General features: G+C 66.9%; 25 protein-coding genes. 9 read left to right on the top strand and 16 right to left on the bottom strand.

All coding sequences use genetic code 11. From position 1 onward, the window contains the following. Position 1: 1 nt before the first annotated feature. Both V6D40_RS06515 and holA read left to right on the top strand, forming a co-directional pair. Positions 2-1,624, top strand: a complete 1,623-nt coding sequence (locus V6D40_RS06515; protein ID WP_334289557.1) for a ComEC/Rec2 family competence protein — start codon at positions 2-4, stop codon at positions 1,622-1,624. Positions 1,625-1,648: 24 nt separating this feature from the next. After that, complete coding sequence (gene holA, locus V6D40_RS06510) at positions 1,649-2,584, top strand: DNA polymerase III subunit delta (RefSeq protein WP_334289556.1); 936 nt, start codon at positions 1,649-1,651, stop codon at positions 2,582-2,584. Positions 2,585-2,651: 67 nt separating this feature from the next. Here the strand turns inward: holA and rpsT are convergent, their stop codons facing one another. Next, positions 2,652-2,927: a 30S ribosomal protein S20 gene (gene rpsT, locus V6D40_RS06505; RefSeq protein ID WP_334289555.1), complete on the bottom strand. Its 276-nt coding sequence runs from the start codon at positions 2,925-2,927 to the stop codon at positions 2,652-2,654. Between the two features lie 190 nt (positions 2,928-3,117). Continuing rightward, the gene (locus tag V6D40_RS06500; protein ID WP_334289554.1) at positions 3,118-3,651 is read right to left on the bottom strand and encodes a type II toxin-antitoxin system PemK/MazF family toxin; all 534 of its coding nucleotides are present in this window, start codon (positions 3,649-3,651) and stop codon (positions 3,118-3,120) included. A 117-nt stretch (positions 3,652-3,768) separates the two neighbouring features. On the opposite strand from V6D40_RS06500, the gene lepA reads away from it, so the two are divergent. Next, on the top strand, positions 3,769-5,640 hold the full coding sequence (lepA, locus tag V6D40_RS06495) for a translation elongation factor 4 (RefSeq protein WP_334289553.1): 1,872 nt from the start codon (positions 3,769-3,771) through the stop codon (positions 5,638-5,640). A gap of 5 nt (positions 5,641-5,645) precedes the next feature. Next, positions 5,646-5,768: a hypothetical protein gene (locus V6D40_RS06490; protein WP_334289552.1), complete on the top strand. Its 123-nt coding sequence runs from the start codon at positions 5,646-5,648 to the stop codon at positions 5,766-5,768. On the opposite strand, the gene V6D40_RS06485 is transcribed toward V6D40_RS06490, so the two are convergent. Further along, a complete protein-coding gene (locus V6D40_RS06485; RefSeq protein WP_334289551.1) occupies positions 5,765-6,475 on the bottom strand; it encodes a CPBP family intramembrane glutamic endopeptidase in 711 nt (236 codons plus the stop codon). The genes V6D40_RS06490 and V6D40_RS06485 overlap by 4 nt on opposite strands. 19 nt (positions 6,476-6,494) lie before the next feature. Here V6D40_RS06485 and V6D40_RS06480 point away from each other — a divergent pair, with 19 nt between their 5' ends. After that, the gene (locus V6D40_RS06480; protein WP_334289550.1) at positions 6,495-6,632 is read left to right on the top strand and encodes a hypothetical protein; all 138 of its coding nucleotides are present in this window, start codon (positions 6,495-6,497) and stop codon (positions 6,630-6,632) included. A gap of 9 nt (positions 6,633-6,641) precedes the next feature. Here the strand turns inward: V6D40_RS06480 and V6D40_RS06475 are convergent, their stop codons facing one another. From V6D40_RS06475 to V6D40_RS06420, 12 genes are all read right to left on the bottom strand, one after another. Beyond that, positions 6,642-7,544 (bottom strand): ribokinase, encoded by a 903-nt coding sequence (locus tag V6D40_RS06475; RefSeq protein WP_334289549.1) that lies wholly within the window; start codon positions 7,542-7,544, stop codon positions 6,642-6,644. Continuing rightward, a complete protein-coding gene (locus V6D40_RS06470; protein WP_334289548.1) occupies positions 7,541-8,884 on the bottom strand; it encodes an ABC transporter ATP-binding protein in 1,344 nt (447 codons plus the stop codon). Before V6D40_RS06470 ends, V6D40_RS06475 begins: the two co-directional genes overlap by 4 nt. Next, on the bottom strand, positions 8,871-9,641 hold the full coding sequence (locus V6D40_RS06465; protein WP_334289547.1) for an ABC transporter permease: 771 nt from the start codon (positions 9,639-9,641) through the stop codon (positions 8,871-8,873). The genes V6D40_RS06470 and V6D40_RS06465 overlap by 14 nt, the downstream gene beginning before the upstream one ends. Further along, positions 9,638-10,543, bottom strand: a complete 906-nt coding sequence (locus tag V6D40_RS06460) for an ABC transporter permease (protein WP_334289546.1) — start codon at positions 10,541-10,543, stop codon at positions 9,638-9,640. The genes V6D40_RS06465 and V6D40_RS06460 overlap by 4 nt, the downstream gene beginning before the upstream one ends. Next, positions 10,540-11,985, bottom strand: a complete 1,446-nt coding sequence (locus V6D40_RS06455) for an ABC transporter substrate-binding protein (protein ID WP_334289545.1) — start codon at positions 11,983-11,985, stop codon at positions 10,540-10,542. The genes V6D40_RS06460 and V6D40_RS06455 overlap by 4 nt, the downstream gene beginning before the upstream one ends. Beyond that, positions 11,982-12,767: a GntR family transcriptional regulator gene (locus V6D40_RS06450; protein WP_334289544.1), complete on the bottom strand. Its 786-nt coding sequence runs from the start codon at positions 12,765-12,767 to the stop codon at positions 11,982-11,984. The genes V6D40_RS06455 and V6D40_RS06450 overlap by 4 nt, the downstream gene beginning before the upstream one ends. Before the next feature lie 35 nt (positions 12,768-12,802). Next, the gene (locus V6D40_RS06445) at positions 12,803-13,786 is read right to left on the bottom strand and encodes an LLM class flavin-dependent oxidoreductase (RefSeq protein WP_334289543.1); all 984 of its coding nucleotides are present in this window, start codon (positions 13,784-13,786) and stop codon (positions 12,803-12,805) included. 20 nt (positions 13,787-13,806) lie between these two features. Next, positions 13,807-15,225: a branched-chain amino acid transport system II carrier protein gene (gene brnQ / locus V6D40_RS06440; protein ID WP_334289542.1), complete on the bottom strand. Its 1,419-nt coding sequence runs from the start codon at positions 15,223-15,225 to the stop codon at positions 13,807-13,809. A gap of 76 nt (positions 15,226-15,301) precedes the next feature. Further along, positions 15,302-16,372, bottom strand: a complete 1,071-nt coding sequence (locus tag V6D40_RS06435) for a trehalose synthase (RefSeq protein WP_334289541.1) — start codon at positions 16,370-16,372, stop codon at positions 15,302-15,304. Beyond that, complete coding sequence (gene treS, locus V6D40_RS06430; protein WP_334289540.1) at positions 16,369-18,105, bottom strand: maltose alpha-D-glucosyltransferase; 1,737 nt, start codon at positions 18,103-18,105, stop codon at positions 16,369-16,371. The genes V6D40_RS06435 and treS overlap by 4 nt, the downstream gene beginning before the upstream one ends. Positions 18,106-18,125: 20 nt before the next feature. Continuing rightward, positions 18,126-19,259 (bottom strand): MalY/PatB family protein, encoded by a 1,134-nt coding sequence (locus tag V6D40_RS06425; protein WP_334289539.1) that lies wholly within the window; start codon positions 19,257-19,259, stop codon positions 18,126-18,128. 11 nt (positions 19,260-19,270) lie between these two features. Continuing rightward, the gene (locus tag V6D40_RS06420) at positions 19,271-21,082 is read right to left on the bottom strand and encodes an ABC transporter ATP-binding protein (protein WP_334289538.1); all 1,812 of its coding nucleotides are present in this window, start codon (positions 21,080-21,082) and stop codon (positions 19,271-19,273) included. A gap of 84 nt (positions 21,083-21,166) precedes the next feature. On the opposite strand from V6D40_RS06420, the gene V6D40_RS06415 reads away from it, so the two are divergent. Further along, positions 21,167-21,703, top strand: coding sequence for a hypothetical protein (locus V6D40_RS06415; RefSeq protein WP_334289537.1), 537 nt, complete (start codon positions 21,167-21,169; stop codon positions 21,701-21,703). Continuing rightward, a complete protein-coding gene (gene idi, locus V6D40_RS06410; protein WP_334289536.1) occupies positions 21,703-22,242 on the top strand; it encodes an isopentenyl-diphosphate Delta-isomerase in 540 nt (179 codons plus the stop codon). Before V6D40_RS06415 ends, idi begins: the two co-directional genes overlap by 1 nt. A gap of 154 nt (positions 22,243-22,396) precedes the next feature. Here idi and V6D40_RS06405 read toward each other — a convergent pair whose 3' ends face one another. Next, positions 22,397-23,131: a carboxylesterase family protein gene (locus V6D40_RS06405; protein WP_334289535.1), complete on the bottom strand. Its 735-nt coding sequence runs from the start codon at positions 23,129-23,131 to the stop codon at positions 22,397-22,399. Between the two features lie 29 nt (positions 23,132-23,160). On the opposite strand from V6D40_RS06405, the gene V6D40_RS06400 reads away from it, so the two are divergent. Together V6D40_RS06400 and V6D40_RS06395 are read left to right on the top strand one after the other, a co-directional pair. Next, complete coding sequence (locus V6D40_RS06400) at positions 23,161-25,140, top strand: M3 family metallopeptidase (RefSeq protein WP_334289534.1); 1,980 nt, start codon at positions 23,161-23,163, stop codon at positions 25,138-25,140. Positions 25,141-25,151: 11 nt separating this feature from the next. Further along, entirely contained in the window at positions 25,152-25,292 is a 141-nt protein-coding gene (locus tag V6D40_RS06395) for a hypothetical protein (RefSeq protein WP_334289533.1), read from the top strand.

Raw genomic sequence — 25,292 nt, 5'->3', positions numbered from 1 at the left:
CGTGTCTGAGTTGCGTCTTGTTCCCGCCGCGCTCACGGTGTGGCTGGCGAGCATCCTGTGCGTGACCGTCGGCACCTGGGCGGGTCTTGCACTCGTCGCTGCAGCGGGCCTTATCTGCTTGGTCTGCGGCCACCCCGGTCAGTCGCTGTTGGCTGTGGGGCTCGGCTGCGCGTCGTGCGCGGTGGCCTCGGTGCGTGTGCGCGTGGCGCAAAACTGGGAGTTCGGGGAGCGCATCACGGGACGCGTCACTTCGGCGCCGAAGCTCACCAGCGGCGGATCGTGGCTGACCCGGATTTCGCCAGACGGGCACCCCTCCACCCTCGCCGTGTTCAGCACCCAATTGCCTGACGGCGTGGAGCCTGGCGCGACCGTCGTGGCAACCGGTGCCCTGAAGGCGTCCCGTGTCGCTGCCGTGAACCCGTACGTGTTCAACGGGGAGGTCGAGATGGTGCAGCCGCCTACCGGCTACGCCGCGTTTGCCGCGCACGTGCGCCGCACATTCGCCGAGAGTGTGGACGCAACCGTGGGCCCGAGCTCGAGGGGACTCATCCCCGGTATGGTGCTCGGCGACACATCGGCGCAGACGGCCGCGGAAGAGCAGGCGTACATTGCGACTGGCTTGAGCCATTTGAGCGCGGTGTCCGGAAGCAACGTCACCTACGTCACCACGGCCGCGGTGGTGGCAGCCACGTTGATCGGGTGCGGGCTGCGCACCCGCCTCGCGTGCGCGGCAGCGGCTCTCCTCCTTTTCGCAGGGTTGGTGGGACCGGAACCCAGCGTGCTGCGCGCGTCCGTCACTGGTTTGGTCGGTCTGGTAGCGGTTATCGCCTCGACGCGGGCAGAGCCGGTCCACGCGCTGTGCATCGCGGTGATCGCGCTGGTGCTTGCGGATACGGACCTCGCCGTCCATTACGGTTTCGCCCTGTCGGTGGCCGCGACCGCTGGGATCGTGACGCTGCACCCGCTGCTGTACCGCTGGCTTGCGCCAACTGGGTGGCCCGACATCCTTGTGCGAGCGGTAGCGGTGGCGATTGCGGCGGACGTGGTGACCATGCCGATCGTGTCCCTGATGGCGGGGGAGGTTTCGCTGGTCTCTGCCGCTGCCAACGTGCTAGTTGCGCCCGTCACGGGTGCGGTGACGGTGCTGGGGCTTCTCGCCGCGGTGCTGTGTCTTCTGCCGGGCGGCCTCGAGGTGCCGCTGCTCATCGCTATTGAGCCGTTGACGTGGTGGGTGCACGCCGTGGCCACCAACGGTGCGCGTCTGCCGTTTGCCAAGGTTGAAGCAGGGCCTGTGATGGTGCTGGTGGCCTACGGCTGGGTCATCGCGGGGCTGATGGCGAGGCGGCCGCGGATCACCTTTGCTATCACCGCGGGAGTGATCGGAGCGCTGCACCTCCAACCGCTGCCTGCGCCGGTGGTGGACCAGACCGCGCTGCGCGCCCACGTGGTGGCGACGCGCAGCGAGATCGAGCCGGTCCCGCCGGGAACCGAGCTGGTGGTGGTGCTAGAACCGGGCGCGCCCACGAAACGCCCGACGAAGACACCGGCCGGCATCCCGGTGATCTTCCCTAACCGCGACGGGGCGATTACGCTGCGCGCCGACGGGTCGCGCTCACCGCCGTGAACCCGTGCAGAGACCGCACTTACAATGGAGCGCATGCTCAACCCCGTGCACCTAGTGGTGGGTGAGGACGAGTTCCTCGCTGAACGCGCAACGAAGGACATCCTCGCCGAGGCGTCGCCGACGGCGGAAGTGACCACGCTGCGCGCCGTCGACGCCACTGCGGGCGAACTGGCGCAAGCGATGAGCCCGTCGCTGTTCGCCGAGGACCGCGTGCTCATCGTGGAGAAGACGGAACTGGCGGGCAAAGAACCTGTGGAGGCGCTGCTCAAGGCCTGCGTGGATGTCGCGCCGGGCGTCACCGTCATTATCAAGCACACCGGCGGCGGGCGGCAGAAATCGCAGCTGGAGAAGTTCAGAAAGCTCGCCGAGGTGCACCAGGTCGATCCCCTTAAGGAGCGCGACCGGCACGCGTGGCTCACCACCGAGTTCAAGCGCCACGGGGTGCGGCCCACGCCCGACGTGGTGGCGGCGCTGTTGGAATCGGTGGGCAGCGACCTGCGCGAGCTCGCCTCGGCCGTCAGCCAGCTGGTCTCGGACACAGAGGGTGAGATCACCGTGGCGTCGGTGCGCGATTACTACACCGGTGTTGCGGAGGTCGCAGGTTTCGATATCGCGGACCAGGCGGTGGCGGGAAGGGCGGATAGGGCGCTGGCGTCGACGAGGAGGGCGCTGCAGCTGGGCGCCTCGCCGGTCGCGATCGCTGCGGCGCTGGCGATGAAAGTCGGAGACATTGCCAAGCTCTACGGCGCGCGCGGCAGCCACGACCAGTTGGCCAGGGAGCTCGGCATGCACCCTTTCGCGGTGAAGAAGGCGATGCAGGTGGCGCGCCAGTGGTCGGGGGAGGCGGTGTCCGAAGCCGTGATCATCGTCGCTGACTTGGACGCGGCGGTGAAGGGCCAAGGCGGCGACGAGGAGTTCGAGCTGGAGAACGCGGTGCGGCGTATCGCAGAGCTGGTGTAGCGCGGCGCGGGCAAAAGGAAACGCCCCGCTGAAAATGATCAACGGGGCGTCGACAAGCCAAAAAGCTTTACGCTTCTTCCTGGCCCATCTTGTTCAGGGCGCGAGCCATGTTGGACTTCTTGTTCGCAGCGCTGTTGCGGTGGAACACGCCCTTGGTCACAGCCTTGTCCAGCTTGCGGGACGCGACGCGCAGCTGCGCCTCGGCGGCAGCCTTGTCGCCGGACTCCACAGCCTCGCGGAACTTGCGGATCTCCGTGCGGGTAGCCGAACGGATGGACTTGTTGCGGATGCGCGCCTTCTCGTTGGTCAGGTTGCGCTTCTTCTGCTGCTTAATGTTTGCCATGAGCAATCACCTCTTAATTCGATACTGATGGGTATGTCGAAGATCCGGCAGGGCTTTGCGCACGGCGCTTTGGGTATGAACGCGGACCCAAGGTCCTGCCCGCGTAGCGCCGCGCACCCTTAAACACCCGGATGCGAACAACTCCTCAAAGCTAGCAGCTCACCGCGGCCGGAACCAAAAGGCAAAAGCGCTAGCCCCAATCGAAGTGGTCGCGCAGTCTGTTGGCCACGCGCTCGAAGCGCAGCTGGGGCACGGTGGTGCCGCGGCGGTGCACGTCGGATTCAGGCACGCACAGGGTCTTGTCCAGGCGCACCCAGCACGGCTCGCCGGAGGCGTCCCACCCGCCGGAGCCGATGCCGAGCCAACGCGAGTCGTTGGCGTGGTCCTTCTCGGGCGAGATTAAAAGGCCCAGCACGTCGGTGCGGTCGCGGCCCACCACCAGCATGGAGCGCTCCGACGGCGGCTGCGACGGCACGGTCACCCACACCACCTCGCCGGGCTCCGCTCCGCCGTCCATGTCGGGGGCGTAGTAGATGTTCCGCGGAACCGCGGCGGTGGGTTTGACGTGCACGCGCGAAGCGAGGCGTTCGCGGCGCTGCGAGTTCGGGCGCGCCAGCCGCTCGTTCAGCAGCGCGAGGCCTTTCTCCAGCGACGGGTCCAGCTCGCGGGCGCGCTTCTTGTCGCTGGTGCTGCCCCAACCTTTGCCACGGAACCAGCGTGCCACCTTCGGCCTCCTTGCTACCGAACCTTTCGGAGCCACTTTAGGTGCAAAAACACGTGCCTACAAGCGGTTTGCGCCGATATTTCTCTTCGTCTGGCCACCCAGTAGGATGTGGTAATTATGGCTGCTCAAAAGAGGAACTTCGCGGAAGAGACGTTCACGGATCCGGCCCGGATCCGCAACTTCTGCATCATCGCGCACATCGACCACGGCAAGTCCACGCTGGCCGACCGTATCCTGCAGCTCTCCGGCGTGGTGGACGAACGCGACATGCGCGACCAGTACCTCGACAACATGGACATTGAGCGCGAGCGTGGCATCACCATCAAGGCGCAGAACGTGCGCCTGCCGTGGGTGCCGAAGACCGGCGAGCACGCGGGCGAGGAGTTCGTCCTGCAGATGATTGACACACCAGGCCACGTGGACTTTTCCTACGAGGTCTCGCGCTCCCTGGACGCGTGCGAGGGAGCTATTTTGCTTGTCGACGCGGCGCAGGGCATCGAAGCCCAAACCCTTGCCAACCTCTACATGGCGATGGAGAACGACCTCGAGATCATCCCCGTGCTGAACAAGATCGACCTGCCGGCGGCCGACCCGGAGAAGTTCGCTCTCGAGATCGCCAACATCATCGGCTGCGAGCCGGAGGAGGTGCTGCGCGTCTCCGGTAAGACTGGCCAGGGCGTGCCGGAGCTTCTGGACAAGGTGGTCGAGCTGATCCCGGCGCCGAAGTCCGAGATGGAGGACGGCTCGGATGCGGCTGATGCGCCGGCCCGCGCCCTGATCTTCGACTCGGTCTACGACACCTACCGCGGTGTGGTCACCTACATCCGCATGGTGGACGGCAAGCTTCTGCCCAACCAGCAGGTGCAGATGATGAACACCGGCACCAAGCTGGACATCTTAGAAATCGGCGTGGTGTCGCCGACGATGAAAAAGACCAAAGGCTTGGGCCCAGGTGAAGTGGGCTACCTCATCACCGGTGTGAAGGATGTGCGCGAGACCCGCGTCGGCGACACGGTGACCTGGGCTTCCAAGGGTGCCGACGACCCGCTCGAGGGTTTCGAAGAGGTTAAACCGATGGTGTACTCGGGCCTGTTCCCGGTCAGCCAGGAGGACTTCCCCGCGCTGCGCGAGAGCCTGGAGAAGCTCCAGCTTAACGACGCATCGTTGACCTTCGAACCCGAAACCTCCGTTGCCCTCGGCTTCGGTTTCCGCTGCGGATTCTTAGGCCTGCTCCACATGGAGATCACCCGCGACCGCCTCGAGCGCGAGTTCGACCTCGACCTGATCTCCACCGCGCCGAGCGTGACCTACCGCGTGATGCGCGAGGACGGCACGGAGCAGGTCGTGCACAACCCGTCGGACTGGCCGGGCGGCAAGATCGACGAGGTCTACGAGCCGATCGTGAACATGACCATCATCGTGCCGCAGGAGTTCGTGGGTACCACGATGGAGCTGTGCCAGTCCAAGCGCGGCACCATGAAGAACATGGAGTACCTCTCCGAGGACCGCGTCGAGCTGCGCTACATCATGCCGCTGGGCGAGATTATCTTCGACTTCTTCGACATGCTGAAGTCGCGCACGAAGGGTTACGCCTCGCTGAACTACGAGGAAGCCGGCGAGCAGCTCGGCGACCTGGTGAAGGTGGACATCCTGCTCCAGGGTGAGCCGGTCGACGCGTTCAGCGCGATCGTGCACAAGGAGTCCGCGCAGTGGTACGGCAACAAGATGACGAAGAAGCTCAAAGAGCTCATCCCGCGCCAGCAGTTCGAGGTGCCGGTGCAGGCGGCGATTGGTTCCAAGATCATCGCCCGCGAGAACATCCGCGCGCTGCGCAAGGACGTCCTGTCCAAGTGTTACGGCGGCGATATCTCGCGCAAGCGCAAGCTGCTGGAGAAGCAGAAGGCCGGTAAGAAGCGCATGAAGTCCATCGGCTCCGTCACTGTGCCGCAGGAGGCGTTCGTCGCCGCGCTGTCGACCGACGAAGAATAGCCTGCGTGAGCCAGACGGCGGCAAGCATTGCCAGCCTCAAGGTGTGGTCGCACGACACCTGGGAGCACGACGCGATCTGGGTCCACGGCGCCGAGGTGGCCACAGGCCTGTTCGCCATACTGGATTAGGCGCGGGCGCGGGCGAACCATCCGCTTAGCGCGGTCGCCGCCACCGTCAGCGCGATCGATGCGGCCGGGCTTACAGGGGCGAACTGCACAAGCAGGTTGCCCGCTGCGTGCAGCGCGATCGCCGCCTCAACGCCGCCGGTGAACCACGTCAGCCAGCCAGCGCAGGCGGTAAAGACGGCGATGTCCACGTAGCCCCACCCGTCGGTGGCGTGGAGGGGGAGAAACAGTGCCGCGGGCACGCCGTACGCCACCCACGGCGAGCGCGCCCACGTGCCGACGATCTGCGGCAACGCGCCGCGGAAGATGAGCTCCTCGGCGGCTGATTGGGCGGTGACCACCACCAGCGCGTAGGCGGTGAACCGCAGTGCGCGGGCGGGGTCGCCGAAGGCGATCATGCGCCCGCTCGCGGCGGCTGCGAGGGCGGCGGCGCCGTAGACGGCGCATGAGGCGGCGAGCGCTCGGCCGGCGACACCCCAGCGAATCCGCCTTTCGACAGAGAGCAGCTCGGCGGGGTTGCGCTTGGTCAACCACGCGGCGAGAAATGGGGCGGGGAGGGTGGTGGAGATCAACAGGGCGTCGGCAAGCGGGAAGCTTTCAAGCGTTTGGAAGAAGACCACCTGCAGCCCGAGGGCGATGACCGCCACCGCGACCAGCTCGACGACCGCGAACCGGCCAGGGCGCGCGGCGGCGAGGCGGTGGAAGGGCATGGGGACTACAATAACGCCCATGCAGACACCGGTTCCGCGCGAGCAGGCAAAGCTTTCGCCTGGGGAGTTTAAGGCGTTCGAGGCGTTGACCGATGAGTTTGAGCGGGTCGAAGAGCACGTGCTGGACCCCTCGCTGATGTTCTACATCACGCGCTAGCGCCACCCGCTACACATCGGGCAGTGGGTCGCTTTCGGCAGGGTAAGACGGCTGCGCGCCCGGCTTGGTCACAGCGAACGCGCCCACGCGCGCGGCGAAGCGGGCGGCGTCGAGCAGCGAGTCGCCGGCGACGAGGCGGGTGCACAGCGCGCCCGCGAAGGCGTCGCCCGCGCCGACGGTGTCCACGGCGGTGACGCGCGGAGTGGGGATGTTGTGCGTGCCGCCCGCGTCGGCGACCAGCGCGCCGCGCGCGCCGAGGGTGAGCACAACGGATGCGAAACCGGCGCCGACCAAGCGTTGGGCCAGCGCAGCAGGCTCCCCCGCAGGGTCTTCACCCAGCTGGGCAAGGATGAGGCCAGCCTCGTGCTCGTTCGCGATCAGCGGGTTGGCGGCAAGCAGCGCTTCACGCGGCACGTCGACCACCGGCGCCAGGTTCACCACCACGCGCCCGGCGGCCAGCGCGGCGGCGCGGGCGAATCCGTCTGCGGGGATTTCGCCCTGAAGCAGGACCAGCTCGGCGTCGCGGATAGGGGCTTGGTGCTTCTCCACGTACTGCGCGTCCACCGCAGCGTTCGCGCCCGGGACCACGATGATGGTGTTCTCGCCGGCGGCGTCCACGGTAATCACGGCAAGCCCTGTCACCGAGTCGACGGTCTCCACGTGGGCCAGGTCCACGCCTGAGCTGCGCAGCAGCGCGGTAGCGGGTTCGGCGTAGGCGTCGTTGCCCACCGCCCCGACGAGCGCCACCCGCGCGCCGAGCCGGGCAGCCGCAACGGCTTGGTTCGCGCCCTTGCCGCCGGCGGTGATCCCGCCGCCGGAGCCCAGCAGGGTCTCGCCGGGTGCCGGGTGCGCGGCGACGTTGACAGTCAGGTCGGCGTTGATGGAACCGACGACCGTAATGTGGGTGCTCATCGTGCCACCGACGCTATCAACTCGCGCGTGTATTCGTGGGACGGATTTGCCCAGATCGCCTCGGTGTCGCCGTGCTCCACGATGCGTCCGCTGTGCATCACGGCCAACCGCGGGCAGATCTCGCGCACCACCTGCAGGTCGTGGGAAATGAAGATCAGGGTGTTGTTCCCGACTGTGGCGCTGATCAGGTCGAGCACCTGGGAGCGAAGCGAGACGTCGAGGGCTGAGACCGGCTCATCCGCAAGCAGAATGTCCGGGTGCGGGGCCGCGGCGCGCGCGATCGAGATTCGCTGGCGCTGCCCGCCGGAGAACTCCCGCGGTTTGCGCCCGCCCGCGCCTTCTAACCCGACGGCGGCGAGCACCTCCTCGGCGCGCGCGGCGTCCACACCGGCCTCCCGCACCGAGGCCGCAACGCGCATCCGCGGGTCGAGCGACGAGTACGGGTCCTGGAACACCATGTGCATGCGCCCGCTCGTTTCCACCGCGCCGGCGTCGGGCGCGATAAGCCCGGCGATAGTGTGCAGAAGCGTCGTCTTGCCGGAGCCGGAGCCGCCGACGATGCCGAGGCGCTCGCCTGCGCGCACGGTGAGCGACACACCGTCGAGCGCCAGCGTCGACCCGCGGCGCACGGTGACTCCGCGAAGATCGACCACCGCCTCGCCGAGCGAGGCTGGGTCAACCGGTGCGGCCGGTTTCCCAGGACGCGCGGCGGCGGCCAAGGCGCGCGCGTAGTCGGAATCGGGCGGGACGATTTCACCGCGGTGGAAAACAAGCTGCCGCTGCGTCATGCGGCGCACCACGTTCAAGTCGTGAGAGATGAAAATCAGGCCCATGCCGCGCTCTTCCACCAGCCGGTCGATCAGGTCCAGGATGCGGGCTTGCGTGGTGGCGTCGAGGGCGGTGGTGGGCTCGTCGCAGATCAAGTAGTCGGGGTTCTGGCTCAGTGCCAGCGCGATCAGCACGCGCTGGCGCTGCCCGCCGGAGAGTTGGTGTGGGTAGGCGTCGGGGCGGTCGACGCCTACCTCTTTGAGCAGCTCTCGGGGCACGATCTTGCCCACCTTTTTCAGCGGATCCAGCGCCGTCATCGGTTCTTGGAAGACCATGCCCACTTTCGAGCCCCTGACGGCGCGGGTGACGCGGTCGGGGCTGTGGAGCATCTCGGTGGCGTCGATAAGCACCTTGCCCTTAGTCGGCAACTCCGAAAGGCCCATGATGGCCAGCGCGGTCAGCGATTTGCCGGAGCCGGATTCGCCGATGATGCCGAGGCGTTCGCCGGGGGCGAGGGTGAACGAGATGTCGCGCACGAGGTCGGCGATGTGCAAACGGTCAACGACGATCACGGTCGCCTCCGATCAGGTTGCAGGCGAGGACTGTGAGCGCTATCGCCGCGCCCGGCCACAGCGCGAGGTGGGGAGCGGTGGCCAGGTACGGCTGCGAGGCCTGCAGCATGCGTCCCCACGAGGCGTACGGCGCGGGCGCGCCGAGCCCCAGAAACGACAGGCCCGCCTCGGCGAGGATGGCCAGCGCGGCCGCGACTGTTGCTTGGGCGGCGAGCAGGTGCGCGATGTTCGGCAAAACGTGGCGGGCTGCGATCACCGGGCCCGGCACCTTCGCCATGCGCGCGGCGAGGATGTAGTCCTGGCTCATGACCTGCAGCGTGCCCACGCGCGCGACGCGCACGAAGCCGGGGATGCCCGCGATGCCGATCGCCAGCACCACGATCCACATCGACGCGCCGAAGACGGCGGTGAATACGATAGCCAGCAACAGGGCCGGGAACGCGAGCAGCAGGTCGGAAGCCCCCATTACTACCTTCCCGGCGCGGCGGCGCATGCCGGCGAAAATCCCCAGCGGGATACCGACAAGGGCAGACAACGCCACCGAGGCCGCCGCGACCGACAACGTCAAGCGCGCTCCTGCCATGATGCGGCTGAGCACGTCGCGCCCGAGCTCGTCGGTGCCCATCCAGTGCGCGGCGCCGAACGGCTGCAGGCGCTCGGCGGGCGCCGCCTGCAGCGGGTCGAACGGCGTCCAGAACAGCGAGAGCACTGCGGCGGCGCTAAACACCGCGAGGATGATGTAGCCCGCGCGCTTCACCGCTTACTCCTCGGGTCGATCACCACGTACAACAGGTCCACGATCAGGTTCACCACCAGGGTGAACGCCACCAGAAGCATCATCACCGTCTGCACGGTGGTGAGGTCGCGGTTGGCTACCGAGGTTAAAAGGAGCGTTCCCAGGCCGGGGATGGCGAACACGCGCTCGACCACCACCGCGCCGACCACCATGGTGGACAGTTGCAGCCCGGTCACGGTCAACACAGGCAGCGCGGCGTTGCGCAGGACAGAGGAGTAGAGCACATTGCTTATCGACGCCCCCTGCGCCCTCCCCGTGCGCACATAATCCTTGGACAGCTCCTCGGCCACCGCCGCACGCACGTAGCGGGTGAGGATCGCGCCCTGCACAACCGCGAGCGAGATCACCGGCAGCACCGCGTGCGCGGGCGTGCCCCACCCGCCCGCCGGCAGCCAGTTCAGCCGAACGGCGAAGAGCCCCACTGCGAGGATGCCAACGAGGAAGGACGGCACCGCCATCCCGACCTGGGTGGCGGCCGCGAGCACGGCGCTCGGCTTGCGGGCGAGGCGGATGCCGAGCGGAACCGCTGTCACGAGCGCGAGCGCCATCGCAGCAAGCGTGAGCGTCAGCGAAACCCCGGCGCGCTCTGCCACGGTGTCGCTGATCTCGCGGCCAGACGCCATGGAGATGCCGAAGTCGCCGGTGAGCATACCCGTGACCCAGTCGACGTACTGGACGCCGAGCGGGCGGTCGGTGCCGAGCTTGTGCGAGAGTTCGGCGACGGCCTCCTCTGTGGCGGTAACCCCCAGAGCCACGCGCGCCGGGTCGCCGGGAACCGCGCGCAGCAGGAGGAAAATCACCGCACTCGCCGCGGCGATGAGCAGCGCGAACCGTCCCACGGCGCGCCCAACTCGAGCGATCATGGCTCCTCCTTCAACGTGATTGTGTTCAGCGGCAGCGAGTCGGTGACGATGTTCGGGTCCACGCCGGAAACACCGTTGCGCAGCAGCACGATGTTCGGGGCGTTGACCAGCGTGAGCGCCGCTGCGTCCGCCATGATCTCGTCTACGGCTTCGCGCATGCTGGCCACGTCTCCGGCCTGGATCAGCTCGCGTGCGCGGGCCGAGTCGTAGCCCAAGTAGTAGTCGGGGTTAGCGAACATCGACGCCATATCCCGCGGCTCGACGTGGGCGATGATCGAGGCTTGGTAGTCCGCGCTTTTCAGCACCTTTTGCAGCCACACCGCGGGGAATTCGACGGTTTCTAAGGTGACGTCGAAGCCGACGTCCCGCAGCTGGCTGAAAATGAGCTCCGCCGCGGTTTGGGCGTACGGCAGACTCGGCACGGTGATGGTCAGCTGCGGCGTCCGACCGGCCAGTAGCTCGCGTGCGCGGTCGGGGTCGAAGGGGTAGTAGTCGGTGCCGGTGTACCAGGGGTCGGTGGGGGGCACTGGCGCGCCGCCCGTGTCGGTGGCCAGGCCGTCGTAGACCACGTCGTTGAGCGCGCTTCTGTCGATGGCGTAGGCGGCGGCGCGGCGCACGTCCGGGTCGTCGAAGGGGGCGGCGTTGTTGTTCATGGACAACAGGACCTCGCCGTTTGTGGTGCCCACTTCCACGCGGACGTCGTCGCGCAACGCCCCAATGAGCTGCGGGGCCTGCATTTGCCACACCACGTCCACGTCGCCGGCGCGCAGCGCGTTGACCGCGCTGGTGGCGTCGGTGAAGTAGCGGATCTGCGCGTCGTGCGCGACCTCGCCCCAGTAGTCGCCGCGGGCGTCGAAGCTGATCGCGGTGTTCTCGTCGAAGCGGGCGACCGTGTAGGGGCCGGTGCCCAGCGGGTCGGTGGCGAGGCGGGCGATGCTTTCCTCGCACATCATCGCCCCGGTGAAGGTGCCCATGGACCACAGCCAGCTCTCGCTCGGTTCGCTGAGGACCACCTGAAGCGTGTGCTCGTCCACCGCGCGGGCTTGCACCACCGGGTCCATCTGGGATTTCAACCCGTTCGCCCACTGAGTTTTCACGTAGTCGATGGAAAACGCGGCGTCCTCGGCGGTGAACGGCTTTCCGTTGGAAAACGCCACGTCGTCGCGCAAGTAGAAGGTGTAAGTGATGCCGTCGTCGGAGGTGTCCCACGAGGTAGCCAGAAACGGCTGGGGCACCCCGTGATCGTCGATGCGAACGAGTGTTTCGTACACGTTGCCCATCAGCGCCTGCGGGGCCGCGGCGCCGCCGGTGGCGGTGAAGTCGAGGCTCGCTGGCGGGGCGGAGGCAGCGACAGTGACGACGTCGACCTGCGGCGCAGGCGTGGCGCACGCGCTCAGCGCCGCCGCCACCGCGAGTGGGCCTGCGAGGCGGGGTGCGCTCATCCGATCTGCTCCGGGGTCATCTCCAGCCACAGCGGCGAGGAGTGCCCGCGCACGTTGTTCATGCCGAAGGTGATGTCGTCGGTGCGGTAACGGCGCAGCGCGTACTCAACCGGCTTGCCGGTGTGGGTGTAAGCGCGCAGCTCGACAGCGAGGATGGGGGCGCCAACCGAAACGGCCAACGTCTCCGCATCTGCCTCGGTTGCGCGCTCGATGGACGCGGCGCGCGAAACGTTGTTGAAGTTCACGCCCTCGCGCATCAAGGTGCGGTGGAAGGATTCGGCGTTCGGGTCGGTGCGCAGCACGGTCGCGGAAACAGCGGGGCTGAAAAAGATGTCCTCGGCGACTACGGGCGCGCCGTTGGCGGTGCGGATGCGGCGCAGGGAGACGACCGACGTGCCGTCTTTAAGCTGCAGTGCTTTCGCGATCTCCGGCTGGGCTGGGTGCAACCCGAACCACTTGAGGGACTGTCCCGGCACCTTGCCCATGCGCGCGACCCAGGAGGAGGTGGAGAGCACTTCCTCGAAGGTTTCGGTGCGCGTGCTAGACAGCACGATGGAGCGGCGCCCGCGGCCCGAGGAGATCAGCCCTTCGGAGCGAAGCGTTGCGACGGCCTGCCGAACCGGGCCGCGCGACGTCGCGAACTGCTCGCACAGCTCCGCTTCCGACGGCAGCGACTCGCCGACCGGCAGGCGGCCGGCGAAGATCTCGTCGCGGAGGTAATCAGCAATCTCCTGGTGCTGCTGCGGGCGGCGCAAGGGGTTGGATGACAAAGAATCCGACACGCGCATCAGCCTACATTGCGCGGGCGGGGGTGAATCTATGGGCGGTGGGCCGCGAGAATCTCCATGCTTCTCAGCACTTCCTCATGTGAGGGCGCCTGCAGCGACACCATAAGCTCGTCCGCCTTCGCAAGCTCTTGGAATTCTTTAAGGTACGCGGCCACGTCCTCACCCGTGCCCTTGGCGGTGTAGCGCAGCATGTCAATGATCTGCTGGCCCTGGTACGAGGCCACTACCGTGTCTAGCTGCTCGTTGGTCAGCGGGGTTCCCTGGCGGCCGACGAAGGTGCGCACACGCTCGCGGTGGACGAGCCGCTCCTGGCGCTCCGCGTCCTCGGCAGTGTCGGAGGCAATCACGTTGACCGCGGCGATGACGTACGGCTCCGGGTGACGCTCCGAGGGCTCGTAGTTTTCCCGGTAGTAGGTGGTCGCCTGCTCTAGGTGCTGCGGCGCGAAGTGGGAGGCGAACGAATAGGGCAGTCCGAGCTTTGCGGCGAGCGAGGCGCCGAACATGGAGGAGCCGAGGATAATCAGCGGGACCTCGGTGCCCTTGCCTGGGAAGGCGACGACACTCGGGATCGGCGACTCGTCGGACAACCACGCCTGCAGCTCGAGGACGTCCTGGGGGAAGTTCTCCGCGGCACGCGGGTCGCGGCGCAGCGCCCGGCCGAGCGTCTGCTGGTCGGTGCCCGGCGCGCGGCCGAGACCCAAGTCGATGCGGTCTGGGTAGAGCTCCGCCAGCATACCGAACTGCTCGGCGATGACGTAGGGGGAGTGGTTCGGCAGCATCACGCCGCCGGAGCCTAGGCGGATGGAGTTGGTCTTGGCGCCGATGTGGGAGATCAGTACCGCCGGTGAGGACGACACGATCGTGGACATATTGTGGTGCTCGGAGTACCAGATGCGCTTGTAGTCCAGCGCCTCTGCTTTTTGCGCGAACTCCACAGAACGCTGCATCGCCGCCCCGACGGTTTCGCCGGGACGGCGGATGCAGAAATCAATGAGGGAAAGTGGGGTAGTCATGACCCCACGCTACGCGCTTCCTACTCGGCGGCGACGGGGACCTCGCCCTCGACGGTGTGGTTGGTGCCCACTTCCATCGGCGCCTTCGGGTTCACGAAGTCGAGCACCAGGCCGATGACGAAGGCGGCTGCGACCGGGACAACCCAGCCCAGGCCAGCTTCGAACAACGGCGCCCAGGACACGATCGGGGACAGCGCGTCGGCAGCCCAGCCGAGGTTGACGAAGGTTTCAACGAGCGAGAACACGACCGCGGTCCACACCGGAAGGATCAGTGCCCAGGTAAACCGCGTCTTGGAGCGGAAGGCCGGCTCAATCAGGGTGACCAAGATCAGCGCGATGGCCGGCGGGTACAAAAAGCCGATGACCGGAGCGGCGATGGTCATGATGAAGCTCAAGCCCTGGGTCGCGAACACCATGGACCAGGTGGTGAAGCCGATGGCCCAGGCGCGGTAGGTGCCGAAGAAGTTCCCGGAGAAGTACTCGCTGGTCGCGGTGATCAGGCCGACGGCGGTGGTCAGGCAGGCGAGGAGCACGACCGCCGAGAAGACGGCTTGGCCGACGGTGCCCATGGTCAGGTTCGCTGCGTCCGCCAGAAGGCCCGCGCCGTTGTCGTACTGGCCCGCCTTCGGGATGACGCGGCCGATGCCGCCGAGGCCCAGGTAGACGAGCGCGAGCATGACGCCCGCGCCGATGCCGGCGATGATGGTGCCGTTGACAATCTCGCGGCCCTCGGCAAAGCCCTTGGCGCGCAGGTTGGAAATGATGACGATGGAGAACGCCAGGGCGGCGATCGAGTCCATGGTCAAGTAACCCTCGAGCAGTCCGGAAGTAAACGGGCCGTCGGCGTAGACCTCGCTCGGCGCGCTCGGTTCAGCGTTCCAGCGGGCGAGCGAGACGGCGATCATGATCACCAGCAGCACGACGAGCGCGGGCACCAGGAATTTGCCCAGTTTGTCCATGATGGTGGACGGGTTCCACGCCAGCGCCAGCGCGACGCCGAAGAAGATGATGTTGAAGACCGCGGACGCGAGCGTGCCCTCGAAACCGAACAGCGGGGTGATCGCTGTCTCCATGGAAACCGCGCCGGTACGCGGCAGCGCGTAGAAGGCGCCGATGGACAGGTACGCAAGCACGGGGAAAAGGAAGCCGAAGACGTGGCCGGCGCGCTTGGACAGGTCGCGCACGGACGCGCCCGACATGGCGATGGCGATCACGGCGAGCACCGGCAACAGAGCGCCGGTGCCGAGGAAGCCCAAGATGGCGGGCCAGAAGTTGTCGCCGGCCTCCACAGCCAACATGGGCGGGAAGATCAAGTTGCCCGCGCCGAAGAACATGGAGAAAAGGGCGAGCGAGGTGATCAGAATCGTTTTGGTGCTGCCCTGTTTGCGCCCAGCGCCGGTCTGACCGGCTTGCTCGGCGCGCACTGCTGTGGAGCCCATGAAAACCTCCGTTGGAGTCGTTGTGGGAAATCAATGATTTCGTACACAGTACCTTCCACGGAGTGTTTTTGGGAAGTTAGTCCCACACAATGGAACGAAGAGCGGTGAGGGGGATGTCCACCCAGTCTGGCCGGTTGTTCGCCTCGTACACCACTTCGTACGCCGCCTTGTCTGCGATGTAGGCCGCGAGGATGTCCTCGTCAACGCCGTCAATGCCGTCAACGCCGCCGTAGCCGGCTTTCAGCGCCGCGACGTTGTCGTCTTCCCAAGCCTTGCTGTGCCCGCCGATGTGGCGCGCGTAGCCGTAGGAGCGCACCATGCCGGCGAGATCGCGCAGCCTGTGGTCGGGCTCCACGCGCTGGGCAAGCGGGCGCGCGGGTTCGCCCTCGAAGTCGATGAGGTACCAGTGGCTCACACCGCCCCGGCGCTTCAGCGTCTGGCCCAAGTGCAGGTCGCCGTGCACGCGCTGGATTTCCAGCGGCTGGTTCAGCACCTCGTAGCGCGCGCGGATGGCGTCCTCAAACTCGGCCAGGACCGGCGCGCGGCGGATGGAGTCGGTGAGGCGGGAATTGAGCTCGTCGGCAAGCGAGATGCTCTCCCGCACCCCAAACTCGGCTGCGAGTGAGGCGTGGACGCTGGCGACGGCCTCGCCGAGAGCGCGCGAGTCGAGCTCGGCGCCGGAGGTGGCCAGCTCAAAGCCGTCGTCGCCGTCGAGCATCGCCTGCTGCATCGCAAGCGTCATCCCGTCAAAGGTCACGTACGCGGTCACGGGCGCGACGTGCGGGTTGTCGATGCGGCTCAGGATCTCCACATCCGGGTTTACACCCCGCTCGAGCTTGCGGAACACCTTCACCAACGTGCCGCCGACCACCAGGTTCGTGTTCGACTGCTCCGCACCCATCGCGCGCGCCTCACCGCGCACCAGCTCGCCGCGCACCTCACCCAGCTTGCCCAGGTGCTCCACGTAGGTGGTGGGGTTAGCGGCAAGCACGTCGCGGGCGCCGTCCGAAACCACTTGGTAGATGTCGTCGTCCACCTGCAACAGTTGCCACTCGTACGGCCCGAGGGGCAGCTGCTTGACGACGCTCACCCGCCCCACCCCCGACGCCTTCGCCCCGAAGAACCGCTCCTTTGAGATGTCGATCATCGCTGCTCCACCGCACCCGAGATGTCGAACCAGAAGAACCCGTGCGGGGCCAAGGTGACCAGCCACGGCAGCTCACCGATCGCGGGGAAGTCCACGCCGCCGGACAGCTCGCGCGGCAGGAGTCCGCTGTAGCGAGCTAACTGCATCTCCACCGGTTGCGGCCGAGACGACATGTTGTGCACGCACAGGATGCGCTCGGTGCGGCCCGTCTCGTCCGTGTATTCGCGGATGAAAGCGAGCACTTGGTCGTTGCCGTGCTCGACCTCGATGTAGGCACCGCGGCCGAACGCGCGGTACTGCTTGCGAATGTGCACGAGGGTGCGCACCCAGTGCAGCAGCGAATTCTCGCGGCTCTTCTGCGACTCCACGTTCACCGTGTGGAAGCCGTACTGATCGTTGCGCACCGGCGGCAGGTAGAGGCGCTCCGGGTCGGCGCTGGAGAACCCGCCGTTTCGGTCGTTCGACCACTGCATTGGTGTGCGCACCCCGTCGCGGTCGGCAAGCCAAATGTTGTCGCCCATGCCGATCTCGTCGCCGTAGTACAAAAACGGCGAACCCGGCAGCGACAACAGCAGCGCGTGGGCGAGCTCGAGGCGGTCGCGGTCGCCGCCCAGCAGCGGCGCGAGGCGTCGGCGGATGCCCACGTTGGCGCGCATGCGAGGCTCGAACGCGTAGGACTTGTACATGTAGTCGCGCTCGTCTTCGGTCACCATCTCGAGCGTGAGCTCGTCGTGGTTGCGCAAAAAGATGCCCCACTGCGCGCTCTCCGGGATTGCCGGGGTCTCGCGCAGGATGTCGATGATCGGCTGCGCCGTTTCCTTGTGCAGGCCCATGAAGATGCGCGGCATGACGGGGAAGTGGAACGCCATCTGGCACTCGTCGCCGGCGCCGTCCTCGCCCTGGCCGAAGTACTCCACCACCTCGTACGGCAGCTGGTTCGCCTCGGCCAAGAGGAAGCGGCCCGGGTACTCCTCATCAAACATCGCGCGCACGCGTTTGATGAACTGGTGGGTCTCCGGGAGGTTCTCGCTGGAGGTGCCCTCGCGCTCAAACAGGTACGGAATCGCGTCGAGGCGGATGCCGTCCATGCCCAGATCCAGCCAGAAGCGGATCACGTCCAGGACTTCCTCCTGGACCTTCGGGTTGTCGTAGTTCAGGTCCGGCTGGTGGGAGAAGAAGCGGTGCCAGAAGTACTGCTTGCGCACCGGATCCCACGTCCAGTTGGACTCCTCGGTGTCGATGAAGATGATGCGGGTGCCCTCGTACTGCTCCGGGTCATCGGTCCACACGTAGTAGTTGCCGTACGGGCCTTCCGGGTCCTGGCGGGATGCGCGGAACCAGGCGTGCTGGTCGGAAGTGTGGTTGATGGGGAAGTCTGTGATGATGCGGATGCCGCGTTTGTGGGCTGCGTCGATAAGCGAAACGAAGTCCTCCACCGTGCCGAACTCCGGCAGCACCTTGCGGAAGTCCCGGATGTCGTAGCCGCCGTCTTTGAGCGGGGAGTCGTAGAACGGCGGGATCCACAGGCAGTCCACCCCGAGCCACTCGAGGTAGTCCAGCTTCTCCTCGAGGCCTTTCAGCGACCCGGAACCAGTGCCGTCCGGATCGTAGAAGGCGCGCACCAGCACCTCGTAAAAGACGGCATCCTTGTACCACTCCGGGTCGGGGCGCTCCCACGGTTGCTCGGCGGGCGCGGGGGTCATGAACTGCGAGGCCTGCGGCGTTTGCTCCATGGCCCTAGAGCGTACTGGGTTTAGGCGCTCGTAATCGCACGAGCCATGCGCCCGACGGCCTCTTCGAGGATCTCCGGGCTGGTGGCGAAATTCAGGCGCGCCTTGTTGTCGCCGCCGGGGCCGAAGTCGGCGCCTTCGCTCATCGCCACGTTTGCGTGCTTGAGCAGCCAAGCTGCGGGGCGGTCCACGCCCAGCTCGGTGGCGAGCCTGGTGCCGCTGAAGTCCAGGAACATCAGGTACGTCGCGTCCGGCACCACGAACTCGATGCCGGGGATCGCCTCCGGCAGGTGCTCCACCAGCCAGTCGCGGTTCGCCTTGAGCAGCGCGACCTCCTCGTCGAGGAACTCGCGGCCGTCGTTGTAGCAGGCCTCCGCAGCGACGATGCCGAGCGTGCCCACGCCGTCCTTCGCCACGTGGTTCATCCCGTTCCAACGCTTGACGTCCTCGTCGTTGGAGAAGATGATCTGCGCGCATTTGAGCCCCGCGACGTTCCACGCCTTGGAGGTGGCGGTGACGGTGATGCACACGTCCGGATTGTTCGCCGCGGCGCACACGTGGGGTGCGCCGAACGTCAACGGAGCGTGGATCTCGTCGACGATGACGCGGCCGCCGTAGCGTCGCGCGATGGCGCAGATCTGGTCGAGCTCCTCGGCGTCGAACACGTAGCCGCCGGGGTTGAACGGGTTAGTCAGGATGATGCTGCCCGCGCCGTTTCTAAACGCGGCTTCGACCTCCATCAGGTCAAGACCGTTCACCGAGCCGACGTCGACGCGCTCGCGCCCAGCGGCCTCGGCGATCTCGAGGAAGGGGAAGTACGCCGGCACCGGCACAATGACCGGGCCTTCCGTGAAGTACTGAATGGACAGCAGCACGCCGCGCACCACGTCGGCGACGGGGAAGACATTTGCGGGATCCGGGCGCCAGCCGTAGCGGTCGGCGTAGAAGTCGGTGACCGCCTCGCCCAAGCGGTGGGCGCGCGGGGCGGGGGTGTAGCCGAACATTTCGCGCTCGCAGGCGTCGATAATCGCCCGCTTGACGGCCGGTGCGGTGGGGAAGTCGCTCTCCGCGATAAACAGCGGGATCACGTCCTCGCCGTACACCGTCCACTTGCGGGTGCCGCGGGCTTTCAGGGTGTCAAGGCTAGGAAACTGCATGGCACCCAAGGCTAGCGCTCTTGCGGCTCCTCGTCGTCCCCGTCCTCGGAGTCCACGTGGAAGCCGAAGGACTTCAAGCGCTCGCGGTCTGCAGCTGAAGACGAGGCGGTGAGCTGCAGAAGCTCCGAATAAATACCGCCGGACACGGCGAGCTCAGCCGGCGAGCCGATCTCGTCGATGCGCCCGTCCTTGAGCGTGATGATGGTGTCCACGTCGGCGATGGTGGACAAGCGGTGCGCGATCATGATCGTCGTGCGGTTCTTCATCAGCTCGTCCAGGCCGGCTTGCACCGCGCGCTCCGCCTTCGTGTCGAGGGCTGAGGTGGCTTCGTCGAGAATGAGGATCGGGGCGTCTTTAAGCATGGCCCTGGCAACCGCCACCCGCTGCTTCTGCCCGCCGGATAAGCGCAAACCCCGCTCGCCGATGACGGTGTCGTAGCCGTTGTCGAACCCGCTGATGAAGCCGTGCGCGTTGGCGCGCTTGGCCACCTCGATGACTTCCTCCAGCGTCGCGCCGGGTTTGCCGTAGGCGATGTTTTCCCGGATCGTGCCGGAGAACAGCGCCGGTTCCTGGAACACCACGCCGGTGGACGCGCGCAGTTCAGCGGCGGAGATCTCTGCGGCGTCGCGGCCGCAGACCCTCAGGCGGCCGGCGTCGATGGGGTAGAGGCCCAAAAGGAGGCTCACGATGGTGGACTTGCCGCCGCCGGACTCGCCGACCAGCGCAATTTTTTGGTGCTGGTGGGCGTGGAAGGTGACGTCGTCAAGCACCAATGCCCCCTCCTCATACCCGAAGCTGACGTGATCGAAGCTGACCACCGGCTCCGCAACCGGCAGGGGTGAGAGAGCGGGGTTGCGCGCGAACGCTTCCTCGACCGGCGCGTCCATGACCTTGAAGTAGCTCTTGGAGCCGGCGACGGCGCGTTGCGCGGAATCCACGATCCAGCTCATCATGGTCACGGGTTGGCGCACCATGGTCACCATCTGAATCAGCATGACCATGGTGCCGATGGAGAAGTGGCCGCCGAGCGTGCGCAGGAACAGGATCAGGTAGATGCCGAGGAAGATCGCGTTCATGACTAGGCCGCGTGCGGTGTCCATCGAGTGCCACCAGCGCGACTGCGGGCGCGTGATGTCCACGGTGGACTGGTAGTGGTCTGCGAACGTGTTCAGCTCGCGCGATTCGGCGACGAAGGACTTGGTCACCTTCATCTGCCCGACCACCTCAGCGAAGCGGCCGTTGCCCTGGTCGATGTGGTCGTTCTTCTCGCCCTCGAACGTCTGCCAGCGCTTCGACGTCAGCGCCGTCAGCCACGTGTAGAGGGGGAACAGTAGCGCGAGCAGCACCGCCAGCGGCCAGTAATAGAAGCCGGTGATAGCCAGGATCGCGATGACCTGGATCAGCATGGGCAGGAAGTTGTTCGCCATCGACTGGATGAACTGGGTGACGTTGGCGATCGAGCGGTCGAGTCGCGCGATGATCGTGCCCGTGACCTGGTTGTCGAAGTAGCGCTGCGGCAGCGACAGCAGCTTTTCAAAGTATCGCGTGGACAGGATCTGGCGGATGCGCGCAACCATGACGTCGCCCAAGTAGCCGGAGACGTTGCGCAAAACCGACGCTGTTGCCTCCGCGGCGAACAGGCCGATGGCCAGCCAGATCACCGTGCGCGCCTCGCCGCCTTCGACGATGGTGTCCGTGGCCTCGCGCAGCAAAAACGGCGACACCAGCCCGAGCGCCGCCACCAGCGAGGAGACCGCCACCACCGCGATGTAGTACGGGCGGAGTTGGTTTGCGCTGCGTAGAACACGGGTGATTGGCTGCATGCTGGTCACGCTACCGCGCGCTGTAGTATTGCGAGGAACTGCCCGAACACGTCTGCTTGGAGCCGCGCCCAAATGAACCACCGCATGAGATTCGCCGCGATGTTGCTTGTGCTGCCGCTCGCCGGCTGCGTCGCCGGCGGCGAGGACGACCCGGTCGCGGCCCAGCGGAGCGCCGAGGAGGAAGTCTCCGCCACCAGCACCATCGGGCGCCCCGCGCAGGAGTTCACCTCGTCCAGCGTCGAGCCGGCCCCGTCGACGGAGATCAAGGGCGCGCGCGTGGAGGACCCGGCGATGGAGCTCAGCTACAAGTGGCAGGGCACCTCGTACGCGCCGGGCGGCGGCTCGATCGTGGTCGTCGCGGTGACCAACGAGTCGGACGCGCCGATGCCGGTGGACACGCTGTCGCCGGAGCTGAAGTACAACGCTGGCGGCGGCGAGATGCGCACGGCGGAAGCCTTAAGCGCAGAAGAGGCGGACGTGGACATCATCGGCCTCGACCTGCCGCTCGGGCCCGGCGCCACGGTGAACGCGAAGTACGCCTTCGACGTGTCCACCGGCAACCTGTGGGACGCCCGCTTCACCATCGGCAACGTCACCTTCGAGGGGAACCTTAATAACTGATGGAGCTAGTGCAGCTTGTCGACGCTTACGGCAACCCCACAACCACCGCCCCCAAAGTCGACATCCACACTTCCCACACCCCCCTTCACCTCGCGTTTTCCTGCTGGTTGCTGGATTCGTCGGGGCAGCTGCTCCTCACCCGGCGCGCTCTAAGCAAGTTGACGTGGCCGGGTGTGTGGACCAACTCGTTTTGCGGCCACCCCGCGCCGGGCGAGCGGTGTGAAGAAGCGGTGACGCGCCGCGCCGGCACCGAACTCGGTCTGGCCAGTGAGGATTTGGTCTCGCTTGAACTGGTGCTTCCCGAGTTCCGTTACCGCGCCGTCGACTCATCCGGCGTGGTGGAAAACGAAATCTGCCCCGTCTTTGTCGCCCGGCTCGCCGACGGCGTCGTTCTCAACCCCAACCCCGCAGAGGTCGACTCGTTCGCGTGGGTCGCGCCGCAGGCGGTGGTCCGCGCCGCCGAGGAGACGCCGTTTCTTTTGTCGCCGTGGCTCGTCGAGGAGCTCGCCGACCCCCGCCTCCGCGCCGCCTTGGGTTAGCTCGGCTTGCGTTAGCGCGCCCTGCGGGCTGGGCCTCTCAGCGGGGGGCGTCCGAAGGATGGCGTCTCAAGGATGGCGTCCCAAGGATGGCGGAAGTAGCCATTTTTCACCGTAGATCCGCCATCCTTCGGACGCACTCCTTCATCCGCCCCCCTTAGCTGCCGCCGCGGAGGAAAGGGTTGCGCCACAGGTCATCGCCCACCCGGAGGGGTTCGACGGTGACGGGGCCGGGCGCTTCGTCTGCGAGCGCGGCGGCAAATGATGCGCCGCGCTCGTCGGCGCCCGGCGCGACCAACAGCGGCACGGCGGCGAGCTCGCCGGCGTCGAAGGGGAAGGGGCCGAGCGGGGTGGTGGCGGGTGAAAGCAGGGCGAGGCGCCTCTCCGCGCGCGCGAACTTCTCCGGCTTTCTCGCGGCGAGGTCATCCACCGCGGACTCGGTGAGCGGGATCCCGAGTGCTCCGCGGATGATCCACTTGCGCGACTGCAGCCCCCGGCGCGGAAACGCTGGCGCGATTGCGGCGGCGCGGCGGAAGTCGCCGCGGTAGTGATCGCGCCTGGTCAGCCACAACGCGATGGCCGCCGCTTCGCCCGACCCGACCACGGTGATGTTCGTCGGGTCGCCGCCGAAGGCCTCCACGTTGCGCTGCAGCCACACAAGGCTGGCCGAACAGTCGGCGACGGCGCGGTAGTGGGAAGGCGCGTCGGCGGGAAACTGCAGCCACCCGGTTAGCCCGGAGCGGTACGCAACCCGGGCGTGGACCAACCCGGCCGAGGCGGCGCTCACGGGGTCGGGGCCGCCCTCGCCCAGCCAGGCGACGACGGGGAAGTCGTCGCCGGGGCGTGCACCGTGAGGGGTGGTGAGGTGGGGGAGGGCGTCGGCAAGCAGCACGTGCTCCGATCCTAGCTATGGTGTTCCCTATGACGAACCCCCTGCTGCAACCCTCTGTTTTGCCCTACAACCTGCCGGATTTCGCGGCGATCCGCCTCGAGCACGTGGAGCCGGCGTTCGAGCGGGCGCTGCGGGCGCAGGCCGACGAGATCACCGCGATTGTGACGCAAGCCCAGCCGACGTGGGCGAACACGGTGGAGGCGCTCGAGCGCTCGGGGCAGGACTTGGAGCGCGTCACCGCGTGGTTTTTCAACCTGCAGGGCACCGACGGCGACAAGGAGTTCGACCGGGTCGCCGACGCCATCGTGCCGAAGCTATCCGCGCACGTGGATTCGATTTACCAGAACGAGGAGCTCTACCGGCGCATCAAGGCGGTGGAGGTGCCGGGCGATGAGGAATCGGGGCGGCTCCACGAGCTTTTGACCCGCCGGTTCGAGCGCCGCGGCGCGCTGCTCGACGCGGCCGGCAAGACCCGCCTGCAGGAGATCAACCAGCGCCTTTCGGAGCTGTCGGAGCGCTTCGGACGCAACCTGCTCGCGGACACGAAGGCGCTCGCCGTCGAACTGGCCGAAGAGGAACTCAAAGGCCTGAGCGAGACGCAGCTCGAGGGCTTGAAAGACGGCGACCGCTACGTCGTTCCCATCGAGCTGCCCACCACCCAGTCGCTGCAGGCGGAGCTTGAGAACCCGGCTGCGCGACGCAAGCTTTTCGACGCCTCGCGCGCTCGCGGCACCGAAACCAACCGGGAGATCGTGCTGGAAGCGGTGCGGCTGCGCCAAGAACGCGCGCGGCTTTTAGGTTTCGCCTCCCACGCGGATTACGTCATCGCGGAGGAGACAGCCGGTACCGCCGCAGCTGCCCGCGGGCTGATCGCTGACCTCGCGCCGGCGGCCGCCGCGAATGCCGAGGCGGAGCGCAAGCTCGCCTCCGAACTCGCCGGTTACGACGTTGACGGGGCGGATTGGCCGTACTGGCAGGCGCGCAGAAAAGCAACCGAGCTCTCGGTGGATGAAGCTGAGCTGCGCAAGTACTTCCCCTTGGAGCAGGTGCTTGTCGACGGCGCCTTCCACTCCGCCCACCTCCTCTACGGCATCAGCGTGGACAAGCGCCCCGACCTGCGCGGCTACCGCGACGTCGTCGACGTGTGGGAGGTCAAAGACGCCGACGGCACCGGTCTTGGGCTCCTGCTCACGGACTACGCGGCGCGCGAGACCAAGCGCGGCGGGGCGTGGATGAGCTCGTTCGTCGACCAGTCCGAGCTGCTGGGCACCCGCCCGGTGGTGGTGAACGTGATGAGCGTGACCAGCCCGCTTTTGTCTATTGATGAGGTGACCACCGTCTTCCACGAGTTCGGCCACGCGCTGCACGGGCTGCTGTCCAACGTGCGCTACCCCTCACTGTCCGGCACCAACGTGCCGCGCGACTGGGTCGAATTCCCCAGCCAGTTCAACGAGAATCTGGCGTTCGCCCCCGAGGTGGTGAGCAACTACGCGCGCCACGTGGATACCGGCGAGGTGATCCCGGAGGAGCTGGTAGAGGCCGTGCGCGCGTCGCGTCAGTTCGGCCAGGGCTTCGACACGGCCGAGTACCTGGCAGCCGCGGCGATTGACTTGGCGTGGCACAGCCTGGAGGGCGAGGTGCCCACGGATGTGGCCGCAGTCGACGAGTTCGAGCGGGAGGCGCTGCGCGCTGTGGGGTTGGATGTGGAGGGGCTGGAACCGCGCTATCGCTCGACCTGGTTCAACCACATCTTCGCCGGCGGCTACTCCGCCGGGTACTACTCCTACCTCTGGGCGGAGGCGCTGGACGCCGACGGTTACGAGCTGGTGAAGCGCGAAGGCATCAACCGCGCGGTGGGCCAGCGCTTCCGGGATACGGTGCTTTCGCGCGGCGCGTCGCGCGACTACGCTGCGGCGTACGAAGCGTTTCGCGGCCGAGCCAAAGACACCCGCCCGCTGCTCGTGCGGCGCGGGCTTGCCGGCGCGCAGGTGGCAGATATCGTCGAGTAGGGTTACACACCATGGCAAACCCAGAAGAGCTGCGGCGCGAGGACCAGAAGCTGCCTCGGCCGCAGCGCAAGTACCCGCGCTCGCTGGTCACGCAGGTGATGTGGATCCTGATCGCGATCGTGGTGATCGCGGCTATCGCCGGCGCGCTCTAG

The organism is Corynebacterium sp. Marseille-Q4381, assembly GCF_036881695.1.
Lineage (GTDB): Bacteria > Actinomycetota > Actinomycetes > Mycobacteriales > Mycobacteriaceae > Corynebacterium.
This window is presented reverse-complemented; position numbering and strand designations above follow the sequence as displayed.